Origin of the sequence: Weizmannia sp. FSL W8-0401, from assembly GCF_038009125.1 — a bacterium.
Classification (GTDB): Bacteria; Bacillota; Bacilli; order Bacillales; family Bacillaceae_C; genus Weizmannia; species Weizmannia coagulans.
Genome location: NZ_JBBPAG010000001.1, coordinates 970,903 through 987,814, shown reverse-complemented (window position 1 = coordinate 987,814; position 16,912 = coordinate 970,903). Strand labels below are relative to the sequence as shown.

Genomic DNA, 16,912 nt, shown 5'->3' with positions numbered 1-16,912 from the left:
TTCGCAACTCGTTTTTACATCAGTTCGCTTTTTTCATTGTGTTCCAGTTCCCATAGCTTTTCAAAAAAGGGCTGCCCTTTGATCATGTTTTCGCACAACTGTTCATGCTTTTTGGACCAGCCTGTTTTTGTTTCTGCATAAAGCCGCTCCCATGCATCTTCAAATGGCATAAACTGGATGTGTTCATACTGCTCCGGACGCCATTCTGTATACCAGTACCGCACTTCCGCCGTATTTTTCGAGGAATAAAGCTGATCGAGCGCCATAAATAACAACTGCTTTAATTGCCGTTCCCTTCTTGTCAGCCCCTGCATGCATTCCGGCGACGGGGATAAAATATGATGTTCTTTCGGATGGCTGCGGTTTTCAAACGGATAGGACACTGGTTCATGCCCTTCAATCATTTCATAGACAAGTTGTTCCTGCCTCGGAATCAGCCTGCTTTTGCGGATCGGCAGCGTATAGCCGATCGTATCAACCGCCAAAATCCCTTTTCCGTCCGTCACGACAAAACAATATTCCAGCTGGATTCGTTCATGGTTTTTGCGCAAAACCGCCTTCTGGAAAACATCATTCAGCAAAGTTTGCGGCAGTTCAGCCAAATCATTTTCAATGTACTCGTATAAAAGCGTGTCCACAAATAAAAGCGGCACCTGGTCCAGCAGTTCGATCACATCGTCCCTCCGCCACTCATGGAACGGACAGACATTATAACTGTTTTCCTCCCCCTCGAACCAGTTGACCCATATATCGTGAAGATACAGCATGGATAACCCCCCGTATACTCTGTTTGTCATTCAGTATAGGCAGGGGGCAGTTAAATTATTCCTTCTTTTCCGGATTCCGCTGTGTAGAAAATGAAGATTGCGCTTCGCTCGTAAAAAGAAGAACCCCAATCCCACCGCGTCGAAAAGGAAGAAGGCCTGCTTTAAAAGACGCTTCGTTTTCCCACCCCCGGCGAGTCGGAAAGGATAAAGGCCCTGTTTTAAAAAGACGCCCTGCTCTCCCTCCCCCGGTGAGTCGGAAAGGATAAAGGCTCTGCTTTAAAAAGACGCTCTGCTCTCCCGATCCCGGTAAGCCGGAAAGGAAAAGGCCCTGCCAAAGACAGGGCCTTTATGGATTATTCCTGGGTGTCCGCTTTTTCGGATGTGAGGCTTACCTTGCTCCAATCCGTACCTGTCTCATCCGGGTATACGGACAAGTTTTTCACGCGGTTGTTCACTGCATATAATTGATAGCGGTAAAGGGTCGGAATGACTGCCGCTTCCTCATTCATATACTTCTGCCATTCATTGTAAACCTTTTTGCGGTATGCTGTGTCAAAAGCTTTCGGAGAATGCCCTTTTTCCAGCAATTCATCATTTTTCTTGCTGACAAAGCGGGTGTAGTTAAACATGACGTTCCGTCCGTACAAGCCATACGGATCCACATCTGTACCTGTTCCCCAGGCACCTGAATAGATATCCACTTTCGGGTCATCTTTTTTCACCATGTCATAGAAAGAGTTGAACTCAGCAAGGCGGCCGTTTACAAGCTTCACATTTAAGCCGACATCTTTCCAGCATTGCATATAGAATTTTGCCAGCGGCTCGGCTGTATCCCCGCCACTCATGGAAAGAAAGTTAATGACGAATTTTTTGCCGTCCGGATCTTCGCGGTACCCGTCTTTGTCCACATCTTTATAACCGGCTTCATCAAGCAGTTTCTTTGCTTTTTTCGGATCATATTTGTACCCTTTCGCGGACTTGTCATGCCATTCCGGGAAAGATGGCGGAATTAAAGTGGTCGCCGGAAAACGCAACCCGTGGTAGATTTTCTCGCCGACAGACTTGTTATCGAGCGCATACGCCATCGCCTGGCGCAGTTTTTTATTTTGGAATTTCGGGTTATCCATGACGTTTTCCTGTTTCTTTGCATCCCAGTGGCCAAGCTTAAATCCGATATAGCTGTAAGCCAGATCGATCGTGCCAAGCAGCTGGAAGTTTTTCGCGCTTTTAGCGGATTCGTATTGGTCTACCGGGAAGGCAGCATAGTCAATCTCGCCTTTTTTCAAGGCTTCCAATACCACTTTCGGATTGACCACTTTGATGACGACACCTTTCAGTTTCGGTTTTCCTGCCCAGTAATGGTCGTTTCTGACAAGTTCAACAGACTCGCCCGGAACCACTTTTTTCACTTTAAACGGACCGAAGCCTAAGGGATGTAACCGAATTTTATCCGACTGCGCCATTTTTGCGATCGGCACATCTTTTAAATAGTGTTTTGGAAGCGGTGTTGTCCAGACGCCCGTTTTTTCGGAAGGGTTGGCGCTCTTCCAGGTAATGGAAATTGTTTTATCATCGATCACTTTAACACCGGAAATGTTCTTGGCTTTTCCTTTATGGTATTCATCCATGCCGACGATGTTTTGAAACAGAGGATCGCCATAGCGCACGCCGGTATAGTCTTTATTGCCGATGACCAGGTATGCAAATTCGAGATCTTCCGCGGTTACCGGCTTTCCATCAGACCAGTTGACATTGTCTTTGATTTTAATCGTCATTGTCTTGTTATCATTGGACAATTTGTACGTGGCGGCGCCGCCATTCGTAATTTCATAGTTTCTGTCTGTTTTTAACAGCGAATCATCTAAAAATTTAATGACTTCAAAATCCGGCTGCCCTTCGTAGAAAGCAAGGTTGAATGTTCCTTCTATCGGCGTATCGGAAACGATGCCGTAATTCAGAACCCCGCCGTCAATGGCTTTTTTATTGTTTTTGACGGTAGTCGGAAACTTGCTTGCTAAATCTTCCGTCTTCACTGCCTTGTCTTCTTTGCTTCCGCTGCTCGATGAATTGTTGCAGGCTGACAGCACCAATACGAGCATCACCAGCAAACTGAATACGCTTGACCATTTTCTTTTCCTCATTGCTAAGCCCCCTCTTTTTTATCCTTGTCTTTGTCTTGCATCAGCTGCGCGTTTTAACGCCTGGCCGATAAAATTTATACACAGCATCATCACCAGAATCAGGAGCGATGCAGGTAACCAAATCCACCATTTATGCTGGAGCACATCCGGGTTTGTGGCGTAACTGACCAACGTCCCAAGGCTCGGTGTGCTTTCCGGCAACCCGAAGCCGAGATAGGTCAGGCTCGATTCAATGCCAATATTGCTTGCCAGATTAATCGTCAAGTTTACGATAATAATCGAGCTCAAATTCGGCAGGACCTGGAAAAGGATAATTTTCCAGTCCGGCGTGCCGAGCGTCTTGGAAGCACTGACATAGTCTAGTTCCCTTTCCGCCAGTGTCTTGGAGCGAATCAACCTCGCTTTTCCGACCCAAAGGAATGCACTCATAATGAGAATAAAAGAAAACACATTATATTTCGGCACGATTGTCACGAGGACAATGATCAGCATTAAAAACGGCAGGACAAGAATAAAGTCAATGATTCTCATGATGATATTGTCAATGACCCCGCCGAAGTAACCGGCAATTAATCCGACCGCAAGCCCGATCGCACCGGTAATCAATGTGATCGCAAGCCCGATTGTAAACGAATTTTTTGCACCGATAATCAGTTGTCCGAATATATCCCGGCCGCCGTAATCGGTGCCGAGCCAGTGTTCAGCTGAGGGCGGAGCGTAAATGGATAAAAGGTCAACCTTTACAATCTCATTTTCGTTTAAAATCAATGACATGCCGTAAACTGTAACTAGAATCAGCCCCAGCACGATCATGGAGATAACGGCCATTTTATCTTTGATCAGTTCCCGCCAGATAATCGAAAATCCGGACGGGCTTTTTTCTGTTTCGGCAGTTGCGGGCTGTTGTGTTGAAATGACTGCTTTCATCCTCTCACCCCCCGTTACTCAATCCGGATACGCGGATCCACAGCGCTTAAAATAATATCTGATAATAATGTGCCGAACAAAGTCGCCACGCCGGAAATCATCACGAGCGCCGTGACCACGCTGTAATCGCGCTGCATAATGGATTGCAAAAACAGCTGCCCGATCCCCGGATAACCGAATATCGATTCCAAAATGACGGACCCGCCGATTAATCCGGTAATCTCATAACCGAAAAAAGTGGCGATCGGTAAAAGCGAGTTTCTCAAAATATGGCGCGTATACACTTTGGACTCAGGCACGCCTTTTGCCCGCGCTGTTTTTACAAAATCTTTGATTTTTGTATCGATGATTTCATTCCGCAAATACTGGATCGTGCCCACCGTTGCGAGCAGGGATCCGGATAAGGCCGGCAAAATCAGATGGTAAGCCTTGCTCATGTAATATTCAAACGTGCCGTCACGGGCCTGGATATTGACGCTACCGCTTGTCGGAAACCATGACAGGACAAAACCGAACACAAACAGCATAATCAATGCAAAGATAAACAACGGGGTTGCATAACTGAGATAGTTATAACCGGTTATCAGCTTATCCGCCCATGAATCCGTCCATCTCCCGGCCACGATCCCAAGCGGAATGGCGATCAAATACGTCAGGATCAGAATCACCGCCGACAGCAAAATCGTGTTCCATAACCGTCCGGCAAGCAGTTCTGTTACAGGCTGCTGGTGGATGTAAGAGATGCCGAGATCGCCTTTGAAGAGATTTTTCACCCAGCGGGCGTACTGCACATAAGCCGGATCATTCAGCCCCAACTTGTCTTTCATTTCATGGAGCGTCTGGACATCCATTTTCGGATTGCTCGCCAGCCGGCCGGTCAGCGCATCGCCGGGCATGGCCTTTGCAAGCATGAAAATTAAAATACTCAAAATAATTAATTGAGGGATCATGATGAGAATTCTGCGCAATATAAATTTAATCATAACTGTGCCCCCTCTTTACGGCAGTGCAACGGAATGGGTCGGCGAAACCGGCTTGAGATGGTACGGCTTCCCTTCCTCGTCAAAATAATCCCTGAAAGCCTGCCGGAATTCATTGTTGATTTTTTCCCGATACTGTTTTTGTGCTGTTCTTTTTTCCGGATCTCCGTTTGGAATCGCGGACAGCAGCCGTTTTGTGTAGATATGTTGCGGATTCTCGTAAATTTCATCGCTCGTCCCTTCTTCCACAAAACGCCCCCGGTACATGATGCCGATCCGGTCGCACATATGACGGATAATGCCAAGGTCATGGCTGATAAACAGGTAGGTGAGCCCGAATTCTTTTTGGATGTCTTTCATAAAATTGAGCACCTGGGCCTGGACAGAAACATCAAGGGCGGAGACCGGCTCATCCGCAATAATCAGTTTCGGGTTCAATGTCAGCGCCCGGGCAATTCCGATCCGCTGGCGCTGCCCGCCTGAAAATTCATGCGGGTATTTAAACATGGAGTCCGGGCTCAGGCCGACTTTTTCCATGACTTCGCGGACTTTTTCCCGCTCTTGTTCGCGGGGCAGTTTCTCAAAATTGCGAATCGGTTCGGCAATAATATCCGCCACGCGCTTTTTCGGATTCAGGGAAGAATACGGATCCTGGAAGACCATTTGGATATCTTTCCGGTAATGTTGAAATTCCTTGCGGCTGAGCCGCGCCAAATCGGTGCCTTCAAACACAATTTTGCCCTCAGTTGCCCTGTTAAGCCCGACGATCGTCCTGCCCGTTGTCGTTTTGCCGCAGCCCGATTCCCCGACAAGCCCGTACGTTTCTCCAGGCTGCAGTTCGAAACTGATATCATGGACCGCTTTTACATGGTCGACCACCCGGCGGAAAAACCCGCCCCGTACCGGATAATAGACTTTCAGATTTTCAACCTTAAGAAGTGGCATGATACATATCCCCTGTCTCCGTGTTCTTTTCGTCCGGGAAATAAAAATGTTTATAACAGGTACAGCGCACCCAGTGTCCGTTTTCCACTTCGCGGAGAACCGGATTTTCTTCATGCGCCGCGTCGCTGATCCAGCCAATCCTTGACTTAAAGCGGCATCCCGAGCGCGGCAGGTTCTTCAGTGAAGGAACGATGCCCTGGATGACATGCAGCCTTTCTTTCGATTCCGTTGCGGACGGGATTGAATTCAGCAAAGAACGGGTATAAGGATGTAACGGATTTTTGAAGAGTGTTGTAACATCCGCAATTTCGACAATTTCGCCTGCATACATGACAGCCACTCTGTCGGCCATTTCAGCAACGACGCCAAGATCGTGGGTAATTAAAATAATGCCCGTCTTCATCTGGCGCTGCAAATCTTTCAGTAAATCCATAATTTGTGCCTGGATCGTGACATCGAGCGCTGTTGTCGGTTCATCCGCAATGACAAGCGACGGCTGGCAGGCAATGGCAATGGCAATCACCACCCGCTGCCTCATGCCGCCGGAAAGCTCATGCGGGTATTGCTTATATGTCCTTTCGGGATAAGGGATCCCGACCCGGCTTAACAATTCAAGCGTCCGCTTTTTCTTTTCGGAACCGGATAGCCTGGTATGGTAATCCATGCTTTCCTCTATTTGCCGCCCGACCGTCATCAGCGGATTAAGCGCGGTCAATGGATCCTGGAAAATAATGCCCATTTCCGCGCCGCGGATTTCATTCAGTTTCCCTGTCTCGAGCGGCGCGAGATCCTGCCCTTTAAAGAGAATGCGGCCTTCAATTTTTGTCTTTTCTTCCGGATGCAGCCCCATCACCGCCAGGGCAAGCGCGCTTTTTCCGCAGCCGGACTCCCCGACAATCGCCACCACTTCATTTTCCTTGACGGTTAAGGAAACGTGATCGACCGCCGGATAGTATGTATCCTGGATTTGGAAAGAAACAGTCAAATCCTCAATTTGCAAAAGCGGCGGTTTTTCCAATATGCAAACCTCCCTTCTTAAAAGTAGAAAACATCGAAAATAGATTAAAATCTTATTAATCTATTGCTTAATATAATATTACAAAACTAAAAGAAACGCAATGGCTTTTTCAATTAAAATTATATTTGTATTTTTTTGGCACTTTATGGATTCAGGATTCCGCCGGGTTGGTAAACATTCCTTCTGCAAATATTTCGGAACGGCGGCCGAGATTTGCTATTGTAGAAAAGGAATGGGCCGTTTTATATCTCTCTATCAAAAGGTATCCGAGCGCATACCCCATCATCGGCGGGACGTATTTTCTGCCGAAAAGAAGGTCATCATGGATTTTTTCTTCTTTTCCGGCTGCAAGATTTTTTTTGAAAAACTGTTGCCATGCATGTTTTTTCTGTTTTTCAGAATAACGTGTTGAGGTTTCCGATACATATGCTTCCCCGACATACTCGAGCACAGCATGTTCGGCGAGGCCTTCAAATACGAGGGAATCGAGCAGCGTGTAGTCGCGCGGCGGTTTTTTCAGCCTGCCCATTCTTGCCGCATGATGGTATTCATGGACAAACAGCGCTTCCCATTCTTTCCGGTCCCGCACCGGCGCAAGAAACAAAAAAACGGCATCCGGCAGTGCCACACCCGATTTTCCGCGGCTGCGGCCAAAGTTGAAACCGTTTCCATTCCGGGCTGGAAAAATATAAATGTCCGGATCTGGCCCGTTCCAAAGCTTTTTGTATTTTGCGTGATACTCCCCGATTTCCTCCCAGGCGCCCGCTTTTTTTAATCCGGCAAAAACCTGTTCCGCCTGCCTTGAAGGGCGGTACATGCCAAAACGCTGCAAATAACGGTAAAAATCTTCGGGATCTTCCCTTCCCTGTTTAATGTTTTGTAAAAACAGCTCCGGTTTTGAGAAAGCTTCTTCCATCCACGCATCCGTCCGAATAACCCCCATCGCCGTTTCCCCCCTCCCGTTTGCTTTATTTTATTGCGGGAGGCCTGATTTTAGAAAATAAATTTTTTCAAAAGCCTGAGCAGACTGCCGCACGTCCCGGAACGCGTTTTTTCAACTGTTAAATCCATCTTTCCGCATGCAAAAAAGCATCCCCGAACTACTCAGACAATGCCAAAACCGATGGAATGGCATTCGATGCAGCCGGTTTGATCCCCATGCAAAAAACAAAACGGGGTCCCTTTTCAGAGGCACTTGTTATTTTTAATAACATTTTCGCCACAGCGTTCACTTAATAAGTGATTTCACAGTAGCGGGTTTCATTTCAATGCAAAAAGGGTACCCCCCATTTAACCGGGGATACCCTTTTAGATCAGGCTTCGTATTTTTTAAAAGCAAGGGTTGCGTTATGCCCGCCGAAACCGAACGAATTGCTGATCGCTGCGTTCAGCTCCTGTTTGCGCGCTTTATCCGGGACATAATCCAAATCGCATTCCGGATCAGGCGTTTGAATATTGATGGTTGGCGGAACAATGCCTTCTTTGATCGCAAGCACAGTAAAGATGGCTTCCACGCTGCCTGCTGCCCCGAGCAGATGGCCTGTCATCGATTTTGTCGAGCTGACGGCCAGTTTGTAAGCATGGTCGCCGAAAACCTCTTTAACCGCCATTGTCTCGTATTTATCATTATACGGCGTGCTTGTCCCATGGGCATTAATATAGCCGACTTCATCCGGGGCAAGGCCGGCGTCATCAAGCGCCATTTGCATTGAGCGCGCGCCGCCTTCCCCGCCGGGCGCAGGCGCGGTAATATGATAGGCATCCCCGGTTGACCCGTAGCCAACCACTTCCGCATAAATTTTAGCTCCGCGTTTTAAAGCATGCTCTAAGTCTTCAAGCACCAAAATGCCTGCGCCTTCGCCGATGACAAACCCGTCCCGGTTTAAATCAAACGGGCGGCTTGCCGTTTCCGGATCCGGATTGGTGGACAGCGCTGTATTGGCACAAAATCCTGCAAATGCCATTCTTGTAATCGGCGCTTCCGTCCCCCCAGCAATCATGGCATCGCAATCGCCGCGCTGGATCGCTTTAAATGCGTCACCGATGGAGTTTGTCCCTGTTGCACACGCGGTGACGGTACAGGAGTTAATCCCTTTTGCGCCAAGAATGATCGAAACCTGGCCTGCTGCCATATCTGGAATCATCATTGGCACAAAAAAAGGGCTTACACGCCGATATCCGCGTTTTTGGAATACTTCAAACTGGTTTTCGAACGTTTCCATGCCGCCGATACCGGAACCGATCCAGACGCCGACACGGGTTGCATTTTCTTCGTTGATCGTAAGTCCGGCATCTTTTACCGCCATCAGTGCAGCTGCGACCGCATAATGGGTAAAACGGTCCATTTTGCGGGCTTCTCTCCGTTCAATAAATTCTTCGATGTTAAAGTCTCTCACTTCAGCTGCCACTTTTGCCGGAAACTGGTCCGCATCCAGCCTTGTCAGCGGACCGATGCCGGATTTGCCGTCCAGCACCGTATCCCAGGCTGTCCGCGCGTCATTTCCGACCGGCGTGACAGCCCCGATTCCCGTAACAACCACTCTTCTTTTTTCCATTATGCCATCTCCTTTTCCTGGTATAAGAAGACCGTGTTTCTTACAATCTGTATGCTGCATAAGAGCGTTATCTTCCCCACCTGACCAGTACGGCTCCCCAGGTCAGTCCGCCGCCGAAGCCGACCATCAGGATGAGGTCATCCTCTTTGATCTTTCCTTCTTCCAGTTCATCCACCAATGAAATCGGTATCGATGCTGCCGAAGTATTCCCGTATTTGTGGATCGTTTTCGACATTTTTTCCACCGGCAGGCCGAGCCTTTCCCTTGCAGATTCCATGATCCGGATATTGGCCTGGTGCGGAATTAAGAAATCGACGTCTTCTTTCCTGACGCCGGCCTTTTCGATCACGCGCACGCTCGATTCGCCCATTTGGCGGACGGCAAATTTAAACACTTCACGGCCGTTCATGACAAGATGCCCGTCTTTATCCTCATACAAATATTTTCCGCCTGAACCGTCGGAACCGAGTTCAAAAGCAAGGATGCCCCTGCCTTCCGATACCGGGCCGACAACCGCTGCGCCCGCCCCGTCGCCGAACAGCACCGCCGTACTGCGGTCTTCCCAGTTCGTGATCTTGGATAATTTCTCAACACCTACAATTAAAACATATTTATACGTTTTCGTCTCAATAAATTGCTTGGCCGTCGCAAGCCCGTACATAAAACCGGAACAGGCCGCACTGATATCCATCGCGGCAGCTTTTTTTGCACCGAGGCGGTCCTGCAAAATATTGGAGACCGTCGGAAACGGCTGGTCCGGCGTCACGGTCGCAACAAGGATGAGGTCGAGTTCTTCCGCGGAAATGCCTGCATGTTTCACCGCTTTTACAGCCGCCTCATATGCCATATCGGAAGTCTCCATATCATCCGCTGCAATCCGCCGTTCTTCAATCCCGGTCCTCGTCCGGATCCATTCATCCGACGTGTCCATCATTTTTTCAAAGTCCGCATTTGTTAAAACCTTTTCAGGATTATATTTTCCGACACCGATAATGCCAGCATTCATTTTGCATTCCTTCTTTCACTAAAATAGTCAAAGCGGCACAATTCCTTATCGCACAATATTATGACCTGCTCCTAATTATAACAAAGCACTGTTTGCTTGTCACGAATAGGGGAAAATGCTGCACATGCCCACAATGGCGGGAGGAAAAAACGCGCTGCCAAAAGGGCCGGGCCGCGCGGATCACATAGTGCAGTTTTCCTCCGGGAGCGATTCGGGCCATTGATGCAAGCCGATGCGTTTTTCTATCATATGCTGATAATAGATCCTGACCGCCCCCATCCTGACAAAAAAGGAAGAAAGGAAGTGAAAAAATGGAAGAACATGAAAAAATCCACCCTTTTGACCGGATGTTTTTCCCGCAAAAGCGGCAAGAGCCGCACGGGCCCGGGCAGGAAGAAGCAGATGAAGAAATAAGCGGCGGCCTGTTTGACCTTGCTTTTTTCCGGAATGTGGATATTGAAGCATTGCTGGACCAAGCTGACAAAGTCGTTGGCGTTTTCGAGGAGTTTAAGCCGTTGTTCCGGAAAATCACGCCGGTTTTTGAGAAGTGGCTTTCCCATTTTGAAAAGGAAGATTAGCCTTCTTTAGCTGTTCTTCCGTTGGCAGGCGATTTGCTGTTGAATTGCGGCCTGCCAGGAAACGGACGGCCGGACGATCATCGGTTCCAGTTCACCTTTTGCCTCAAGCCTGCACGAAGGAAGCGGGCGGCTGCCTGTATCCTGCGTTAAAAACCGGGCGATAGGCTCCCATCCGTTTCCGTCAGGGCTTTTTAAATAAAAGACTTTCCCCGTTTCCCTTTTTTCAAGCCCGGAGACAATGGCCCCTGCGGCATCTGCTGCAAAAAGGGCATCGCGGTCGTCATATTTTAAGTCCGGTTCCGGATTCCCGTTGATCATTTGGGAAAAAGCAAGGCTCCCGGGCTGGCCGGGGCCGAACAGTGCCGGGACAAAAAAGGTAACGCGCGCACAATCGCCTAGCACGCCGGGAACCCATTCTGTTTGTTCCGCACCAGCCAGATGGTTTGGAAGAATGAGCGCCACACATTCGATTTGCGCTTTAAACGGCTCTAAAAAGCGGCACGCATCCTGTAAATCTTCACGGGCATCCCGGACATAATAATCGTATACCGGAATGCAGCATGTGCATTTTTCCGGCGACAACCGGCTCAGAGGCTGGTATTCCAAATTGGCATTCCTGCCGATTTCCATCCATCTTTCTTCCAGCAAAAAACCGGGATCCGTTTCTTGATCAGCCGCTGTAACCGGATATCCCGCATCAAGCAGTGCCTTGCACAGCTCAAATCCGAAGAACGCCCCGGCACCGATGACAAGTGCTTGATTCATGGCCGGCCCTCCATTCATCTTTATTCAAGCATATGCTTTTCCCGCCGTAAAGATACTTCCGGACGATCCGAAACGGGCAAAAAGGCCGCTGTGCCCATTTTCCCGGAATCCGTTCCATCCTTCGGGAAAAATTTCACCCGCGGCAACCGGGTTTCCCTTTTCCAATGGCTGCGGCTGTGGTAAGATAAAGGATGATTTAAAAAGAGTTTTTTCAATCGGGGTGAAAAAATGAAATACATCGTTACGATTTTTTGGGTGTTTTTACTGAGCCAAATGCTCGGCTACGTTGGCAGTGCCATGTCAAATTCAGAATACAGCATGAAAACGATGGCCGTTATGTCGCTTGTCCTTTCTGTCATTGCATTTATTGTCCATGCAGCATTGCCGAAAAATACAAGTGCCGGACAATAAATCAAAACACCCCTCACCGGAAACCGGGAGGCGCTGCTGGCACAGTGCCTCCCGGTTTTTTCATCTATTATCCGGTTGTCACTTGAAGCGCCCCGCCTTTCACATCAAGTGTGACGGTTTGATGCGGCTTGACCTTTCCCGCGATGATTTCTTTTGCAAGCCTCGTTTCAATTTGGTGCTGGATAAACCGTTTCAGCGGCCGTGCCCCGTACACCGGATCATAGGCCGATTCTGCAATCCATTTTTTCGCCTCGTCGGACAGCTGAAGCCCGACCGATTGTTCAGCGAGGCGTGCAGCCAATTCATGCACCATTTTATCAACGATGCCCATCATATTTTCCAGCGTGAGCGGCTTGAATAAAATGATATCGTCAATCCGGTTTAAAAATTCGGGCCGGAACGATGCGCGTAACTGTGCCATTACTTTATTTTTCGTCTCTTCACTAATTTCCTCGCCTTTAATATCGAGCAAATAGGACGACCCGATATTCGAAGTCATGATAATGATCGTATTTTTAAAATCAACCGTCCGTCCCTGCGAATCGGTGATACGGCCGTCATCGAGCACCTGGAGTAAAATATTGAACACTTCCGGGTGGGCTTTTTCAATTTCATCCAGCAAAATGACGGAATACGGTTTCCGCCGCACCGCTTCAGTGAGCTGGCCGCCTTCTTCATAGCCGACATATCCCGGCGGCGCCCCGATCAGCCGCGAGACCGCAAATTTTTCCATATATTCACTCATGTCAATCCGGATCATATGATTTTCACTGTCAAATAAATGCTGTGCCAGCGCTTTGGCAAGTTCCGTCTTCCCGACGCCGGTAGGGCCGAGAAAAATAAAGGATCCGATCGGGCGGTTCGGGTCTTTCAAGCCGGCCCGGGCTCTTAAAACCGCGTCGCTGACAAGGCGGACAGCTTCGTCCTGGCCGATGACGCGTTCATGCAAAATGCTTTCCAGCTTCAGCAGTTTTTCGCGTTCGCTTTGCACAAGTTTTGCGACGGGGATCCCCGTCCAGCGCGCGACAATCGCTGCAATTTCTTCCTCCGTGACCTCTTCGCGCAATATCCGGCCGCTCCCTTCTTTTTCCGCCATTTGCTGTTCAAGCTGTTTTAATTCTTTTTCAACGGCCGGAATCCTGCCGTGCCGGAGTTCGGCCGCTTTGTTCAAATCATACCGGTTTTCCGCTTCTTCAAGGTCGCGCCGGTATTTTTCAAGCAATTCCCGTTTTTCCTGTATTTTTTGCAATTCCGCTTTTTCAGCCTGCCATTTGGCGCGCATCCGGTCCGCTTCTTCTTTCAAATCGGCAAGCTCTTTTTGCAAAATATCGAGGCGCGCAATGCTTGCTTCATCCGTTTCTTTTTGCAGGGCGGCTTCTTCAATTTCCAGCTGCATGACGCGCCTTGTCACTTCGTCGAGCTCCGTGGGCATGGAATCCATTTCCACACGGATGTTGGCGCAGGCTTCATCGACAAGATCAATCGCTTTATCCGGCAAAAAGCGGTCGGTAATATAGCGGTTTGATAAGGTGGCCGCGGCGACGAGCGCTTTGTCATGGATGCGGACGCCGTGGTGAATTTCAAAACGTTCCCTTAACCCTCTTAAAATCGAAATCGTATCCTCCACATCCGGCTCTTGGACGAGCACCTGCTGGAAACGGCGTTCGAGGGCCGCATCTTTTTCAATATACTGCCGGTATTCGTTCAGGGTCGTCGCGCCGATACAGTGCAGTTCACCGCGGGCAAGCATCGGTTTCAGCATATTGCCGGCGTCCATTGCCCCTTCCGTTTTGCCGGCGCCGACAATCGTGTGCAGTTCATCGATAAACAGCAAAATCTTCCCGTTGCTTTTTTTGATTTCCTGCAATACCGCCTTCAGCCGTTCTTCAAATTCCCCCCTGAACTTGGCACCTGCAACAAGCGCCCCGAGGTCGAGCGAAAAAATGGTTTTGTCTTTTAAGCCTTCCGGGACATCTTTCCTGACGATCCGCTGGGCAAGCCCTTCGACAATGGCCGTTTTGCCAACGCCGGGTTCGCCGATCAGGACAGGGTTGTTTTTTGTCTTCCGGGATAAAATCCGGATGACGTTCCGGATTTCCGCATCCCGGCCGATAACAGGATCGAGCTTTCCGGCTTTAACGGCTTCAACAAGGTCGGTGCCGTATTTTTTTAAAACGTTGTAGGTTGCTTCCGGGTTTTGCGAGGCCACTTTTTGATTCCCCCTTATGTTTTTGATCGCCTGAAGCAGTTGCTGTTTTGTGGTCCTGCTTTTCAAATAGCGAGACAGGTCATCATGTTCAACATCCATTACAGCCAGGGCCAAATGTTCAACCGAAATGTACTCGTCCTTTAGCGCGCGCATTTCTTCTTCCGCGAGCCGGAACAGTTCCAAAAGCGCCGCGGACAAATACGGGGCGCTTTGCCCGGCCACTTCCGGTTTTTTCGCGAGAATCTCATCTGCAATTTTTCCAATTTCTTCCTTACTTAACCCAAGGCCGTTATATATCTCGGGAAGTAGGCTGTCCGGCTTTTCCATCAACGTTTTCCATAAATGGGCAATATCCAGTTCCGGGTGATGTTTTTGGGAGGCCAGCTGCTGGGCTTCCACCAAACCTTCCTGTACCGTAAAAGTCATGCGGTTGATATCCATCCATTCCACCTCCGCTATGGCGCGTGCCGTTTATCGCAGCGCGGGCGCCTATCCTTATTTTACCGTTTTCCTTTGACGGCAGCAAAAAAAAAAAAACGAGGATTTCTCCCCGTTTGGATTTTAAGGTTTGCGTTTGCGCCTCCAATGGCGGGCATCGTTCGTTGTTTCCGGAAAGCGGTCGCCTCTGTGGAGATGGGCGCTTTTCGGGTTTACGACCGGGTCGCCATTTTCGCCAACTTCTACATACACCCCGTTATTCGGTGCTTTGCTTCCGGGGTGAAACAGGTTGCTTTGCCCCAAAGTAACGCCCCCTTTTTTCATCGTCAGCATTAGTTTGGGCTAATCTTTTTAAAGCATGAGCGCTTATTTTTGCCAGCCAAAAAATGAAAACGGCAAAGAGGGGAGCGCTGGATCAGTTAATCCCGAGCGCAATTTTGGCATAACGCGACATGCGGTCTTTTGTCCACGGCGGGTTCCAGACGATATTGACATGGGTGTCCTTTACTTCCGGAATGTCCTGTACCGCCATTTGCACCTGGTCAACGAGAATTCCCGCGAGCGGGCAGCCCATTGCGGTCAGGGTCATGGTCACCGTCAGGCAGCCTTCCTCATCCAGGTCAAGATCATAAACAAGACCGAGGTTTACAATATCTATGCCAATTTCCGGGTCAATCACTTGTTCAAGCGCGCCCATAATATTTTCTTTCAAAGCTTCATCCATGGTTTTCAAACCTCCCCGATAACTATCATAACAAAACGGCATACAAGATAAAAATGCTTTACAGCAGGTTTTTAAGCTGTGAAAATGTTATATTATTAGTATAATGGATCGTCACGAAAATTGCATGTAAACTGAATCATTTTGAGAAAAAGGAGAAAAGCCAAATGCCTCAACCTTATTTAATTGCATTGGATCTTGACGGCACATTGTTAAATGATGAAAAGACCATTTCCCCGAAAACAAAATCCGTTCTGCAAAAAACAATCAACGCCGGCCATAAGGTCATCATTTCCACCGGCCGCCCTTTCCGCTCCAGCCAGCCGTATTATGAAGAACTTGGACTCGATACGCCGATTGTCAATTTCAACGGCGCATTTGTCCACCATCCGAAAAATACGGGCTTTGGCATCTACCATGAACCGATGCCGCTTCAAGTGGCAAAATCGATCGTTGAAACATGCGGCGATTTCCGGCTGTATAATATTGTAGCAGAAGTGAAAGATGAGGTGTACCTCCATTATCACGACGAAAAACTGCTCGGCATTTTTCAAATTGGAAACCCGCAGGTCACAACCGGAAATTTAATGCGCTTTTTAAGAGATGAACCGACGTCCATGCTGATCCATGCAGCAAAGGAAGACGTGCCGTCGATCCGCAGCTACTTAAGCGACGTCCATGCCGAAGTGATCGACCACAGGCGTTGGGGGGCTCCGTGGCATATCATCGAGATCATTAAAGCCGGGCTGAATAAAGCGGCCGGCGTGAAAAAAGTCGCCGACGCATACGGGATTCCGAAAGAAAGGATCATTGCCTTCGGGGATGAAGACAACGACCTGGAAATGATTGAATACGCGGGGACGGGGGTTGCGATGGGAAATGCCATTCCGGCCTTAAAAACAATCGCAAATGAAATCACCCTTTCCAATACGGAAGACGGCATTGGCATTTTTCTTGAAGAAGCGCTGAATTTGAAAGCCATCTCATGAAAAACGCATAATCAGCGCCGGGAATTCCAACACTATAAACGGGCGCGGCACCCCCGTGCACCCTTCCCGTAAAGGCGGTGTTTCGTTTGGGCAGAAGCAGCAAATCGAAACGTTTTGTCCATCAGGGAAAAGATGCAGTGAAGAAGTATAGCGAGCGTTTCCCATATCACTCCACATTGGCCGAAGCAGAAGCGAACAGGAGCGAAGAAGGCATTCCGGGAGGCATTTTATAATGGCGAACCGACTGTTTCAAGAGGCCAGGCAATTTGTCGAACTGGCGAAAGAGACGGCTGCTTTCGGAACGGAACAAGAAAAGAATGAAATGGTTCAAAAAGCGAAAAATGCTTTATCCAGTGCATATGCCAACACGACACTTGCAGAAAAAGCACAGCTGCGCGATATGCAACAGGAACTTGGAAAATTGGAATAGCTGCCGAAACCCGGCAGCTATTTTCTTTTGGA

At 48.8% G+C, this 16,912-nt stretch carries 17 protein-coding genes; 4 read left to right on the top strand and 13 right to left on the bottom strand.

Features of this window, described 5'->3' with window-relative positions:
• Positions 1 to 14 precede the first annotated feature (14 nt).
• From NSU00_RS04540 to NSU00_RS04500, 9 genes are all read right to left on the bottom strand, one after another.
• Complete coding sequence (locus NSU00_RS04540; RefSeq protein ID WP_017553948.1) at positions 15 to 767, bottom strand: YjbA family protein; 753 nt, start codon at positions 765 to 767, stop codon at positions 15 to 17.
• A gap of 353 nt (positions 768 to 1,120) precedes the next feature.
• Positions 1,121 to 2,908: an oligopeptide ABC transporter substrate-binding protein gene (opp4A, locus tag NSU00_RS04535; RefSeq protein ID WP_340703490.1), complete on the bottom strand. Its 1,788-nt coding sequence runs from the start codon at positions 2,906 to 2,908 to the stop codon at positions 1,121 to 1,123.
• A gap of 18 nt (positions 2,909 to 2,926) precedes the next feature.
• Positions 2,927 to 3,835 carry an ABC transporter permease gene (locus tag NSU00_RS04530; protein WP_029142880.1) on the bottom strand — a complete coding sequence of 303 codons (909 nt, stop codon included), beginning with the start codon at positions 3,833 to 3,835 and terminating at the stop codon, positions 2,927 to 2,929.
• A gap of 14 nt (positions 3,836 to 3,849) precedes the next feature.
• Positions 3,850 to 4,818 carry an oligopeptide ABC transporter permease gene (opp4B, locus tag NSU00_RS04525; RefSeq protein ID WP_340703489.1) on the bottom strand — a complete coding sequence of 323 codons (969 nt, stop codon included), beginning with the start codon at positions 4,816 to 4,818 and terminating at the stop codon, positions 3,850 to 3,852.
• A gap of 15 nt (positions 4,819 to 4,833) precedes the next feature.
• A complete protein-coding gene (locus tag NSU00_RS04520) occupies positions 4,834 to 5,760 on the bottom strand; it encodes an ABC transporter ATP-binding protein (protein WP_340703488.1) in 927 nt (308 codons plus the stop codon).
• Positions 5,747 to 6,778, bottom strand: a complete 1,032-nt coding sequence (locus NSU00_RS04515; protein ID WP_019721817.1) for an ABC transporter ATP-binding protein — start codon at positions 6,776 to 6,778, stop codon at positions 5,747 to 5,749. The genes NSU00_RS04520 and NSU00_RS04515 overlap by 14 nt, the downstream gene beginning before the upstream one ends.
• Positions 6,779 to 6,929: 151 nt before the next feature.
• Positions 6,930 to 7,721, bottom strand: a complete 792-nt coding sequence (locus tag NSU00_RS04510) for a DUF2268 domain-containing protein (RefSeq protein ID WP_340703487.1) — start codon at positions 7,719 to 7,721, stop codon at positions 6,930 to 6,932.
• A 370-nt stretch (positions 7,722 to 8,091) separates the two neighbouring features.
• On the bottom strand, positions 8,092 to 9,333 hold the full coding sequence (fabF, locus tag NSU00_RS04505) for a beta-ketoacyl-ACP synthase II (RefSeq protein ID WP_340702440.1): 1,242 nt from the start codon (positions 9,331 to 9,333) through the stop codon (positions 8,092 to 8,094).
• Positions 9,334 to 9,400: 67 nt separating this feature from the next.
• On the bottom strand, positions 9,401 to 10,339 hold the full coding sequence (locus NSU00_RS04500; protein WP_118498047.1) for a beta-ketoacyl-ACP synthase III: 939 nt from the start codon (positions 10,337 to 10,339) through the stop codon (positions 9,401 to 9,403).
• Between the two features lie 311 nt (positions 10,340 to 10,650).
• On the opposite strand from NSU00_RS04500, the gene NSU00_RS04495 reads away from it, so the two are divergent.
• Positions 10,651 to 10,917: a hypothetical protein gene (locus tag NSU00_RS04495; RefSeq protein ID WP_013858772.1), complete on the top strand. Its 267-nt coding sequence runs from the start codon at positions 10,651 to 10,653 to the stop codon at positions 10,915 to 10,917.
• A gap of 6 nt (positions 10,918 to 10,923) precedes the next feature.
• Here the strand turns inward: NSU00_RS04495 and NSU00_RS04490 are convergent, their stop codons facing one another.
• Positions 10,924 to 11,682, bottom strand: a complete 759-nt coding sequence (locus NSU00_RS04490; protein WP_340703486.1) for an NADP-binding protein — start codon at positions 11,680 to 11,682, stop codon at positions 10,924 to 10,926.
• Between the two features lie 228 nt (positions 11,683 to 11,910).
• On the opposite strand from NSU00_RS04490, the gene NSU00_RS04485 reads away from it, so the two are divergent.
• Entirely contained in the window at positions 11,911 to 12,093 is a 183-nt protein-coding gene (locus NSU00_RS04485; RefSeq protein ID WP_029142324.1) for a YjzD family protein, read from the top strand.
• Between the two features lie 67 nt (positions 12,094 to 12,160).
• Here NSU00_RS04485 and clpB read toward each other — a convergent pair whose 3' ends face one another.
• The 3 genes from clpB to NSU00_RS04470 all read right to left on the bottom strand — a co-directional run bounded on the left by clpB (position 12,161) and on the right by NSU00_RS04470 (position 15,464).
• Positions 12,161 to 14,743: an ATP-dependent chaperone ClpB gene (clpB, locus tag NSU00_RS04480; RefSeq protein ID WP_340703485.1), complete on the bottom strand. Its 2,583-nt coding sequence runs from the start codon at positions 14,741 to 14,743 to the stop codon at positions 12,161 to 12,163.
• A 120-nt stretch (positions 14,744 to 14,863) separates the two neighbouring features.
• On the bottom strand, positions 14,864 to 15,043 hold the full coding sequence (locus NSU00_RS04475; RefSeq protein WP_017550192.1) for a YjzC family protein: 180 nt from the start codon (positions 15,041 to 15,043) through the stop codon (positions 14,864 to 14,866).
• A gap of 112 nt (positions 15,044 to 15,155) precedes the next feature.
• A complete protein-coding gene (locus tag NSU00_RS04470; RefSeq protein ID WP_014095750.1) occupies positions 15,156 to 15,464 on the bottom strand; it encodes a metal-sulfur cluster assembly factor in 309 nt (102 codons plus the stop codon).
• A gap of 164 nt (positions 15,465 to 15,628) precedes the next feature.
• On the opposite strand from NSU00_RS04470, the gene NSU00_RS04465 reads away from it, so the two are divergent.
• Together NSU00_RS04465 and NSU00_RS04460 are read left to right on the top strand one after the other, a co-directional pair.
• Complete coding sequence (locus tag NSU00_RS04465) at positions 15,629 to 16,450, top strand: Cof-type HAD-IIB family hydrolase (protein ID WP_328197315.1); 822 nt, start codon at positions 15,629 to 15,631, stop codon at positions 16,448 to 16,450.
• Between the two features lie 232 nt (positions 16,451 to 16,682).
• A complete protein-coding gene (locus tag NSU00_RS04460; protein WP_013858766.1) occupies positions 16,683 to 16,880 on the top strand; it encodes a DUF3813 domain-containing protein in 198 nt (65 codons plus the stop codon).
• Positions 16,881 to 16,912: the final 32 nt, after the last annotated feature.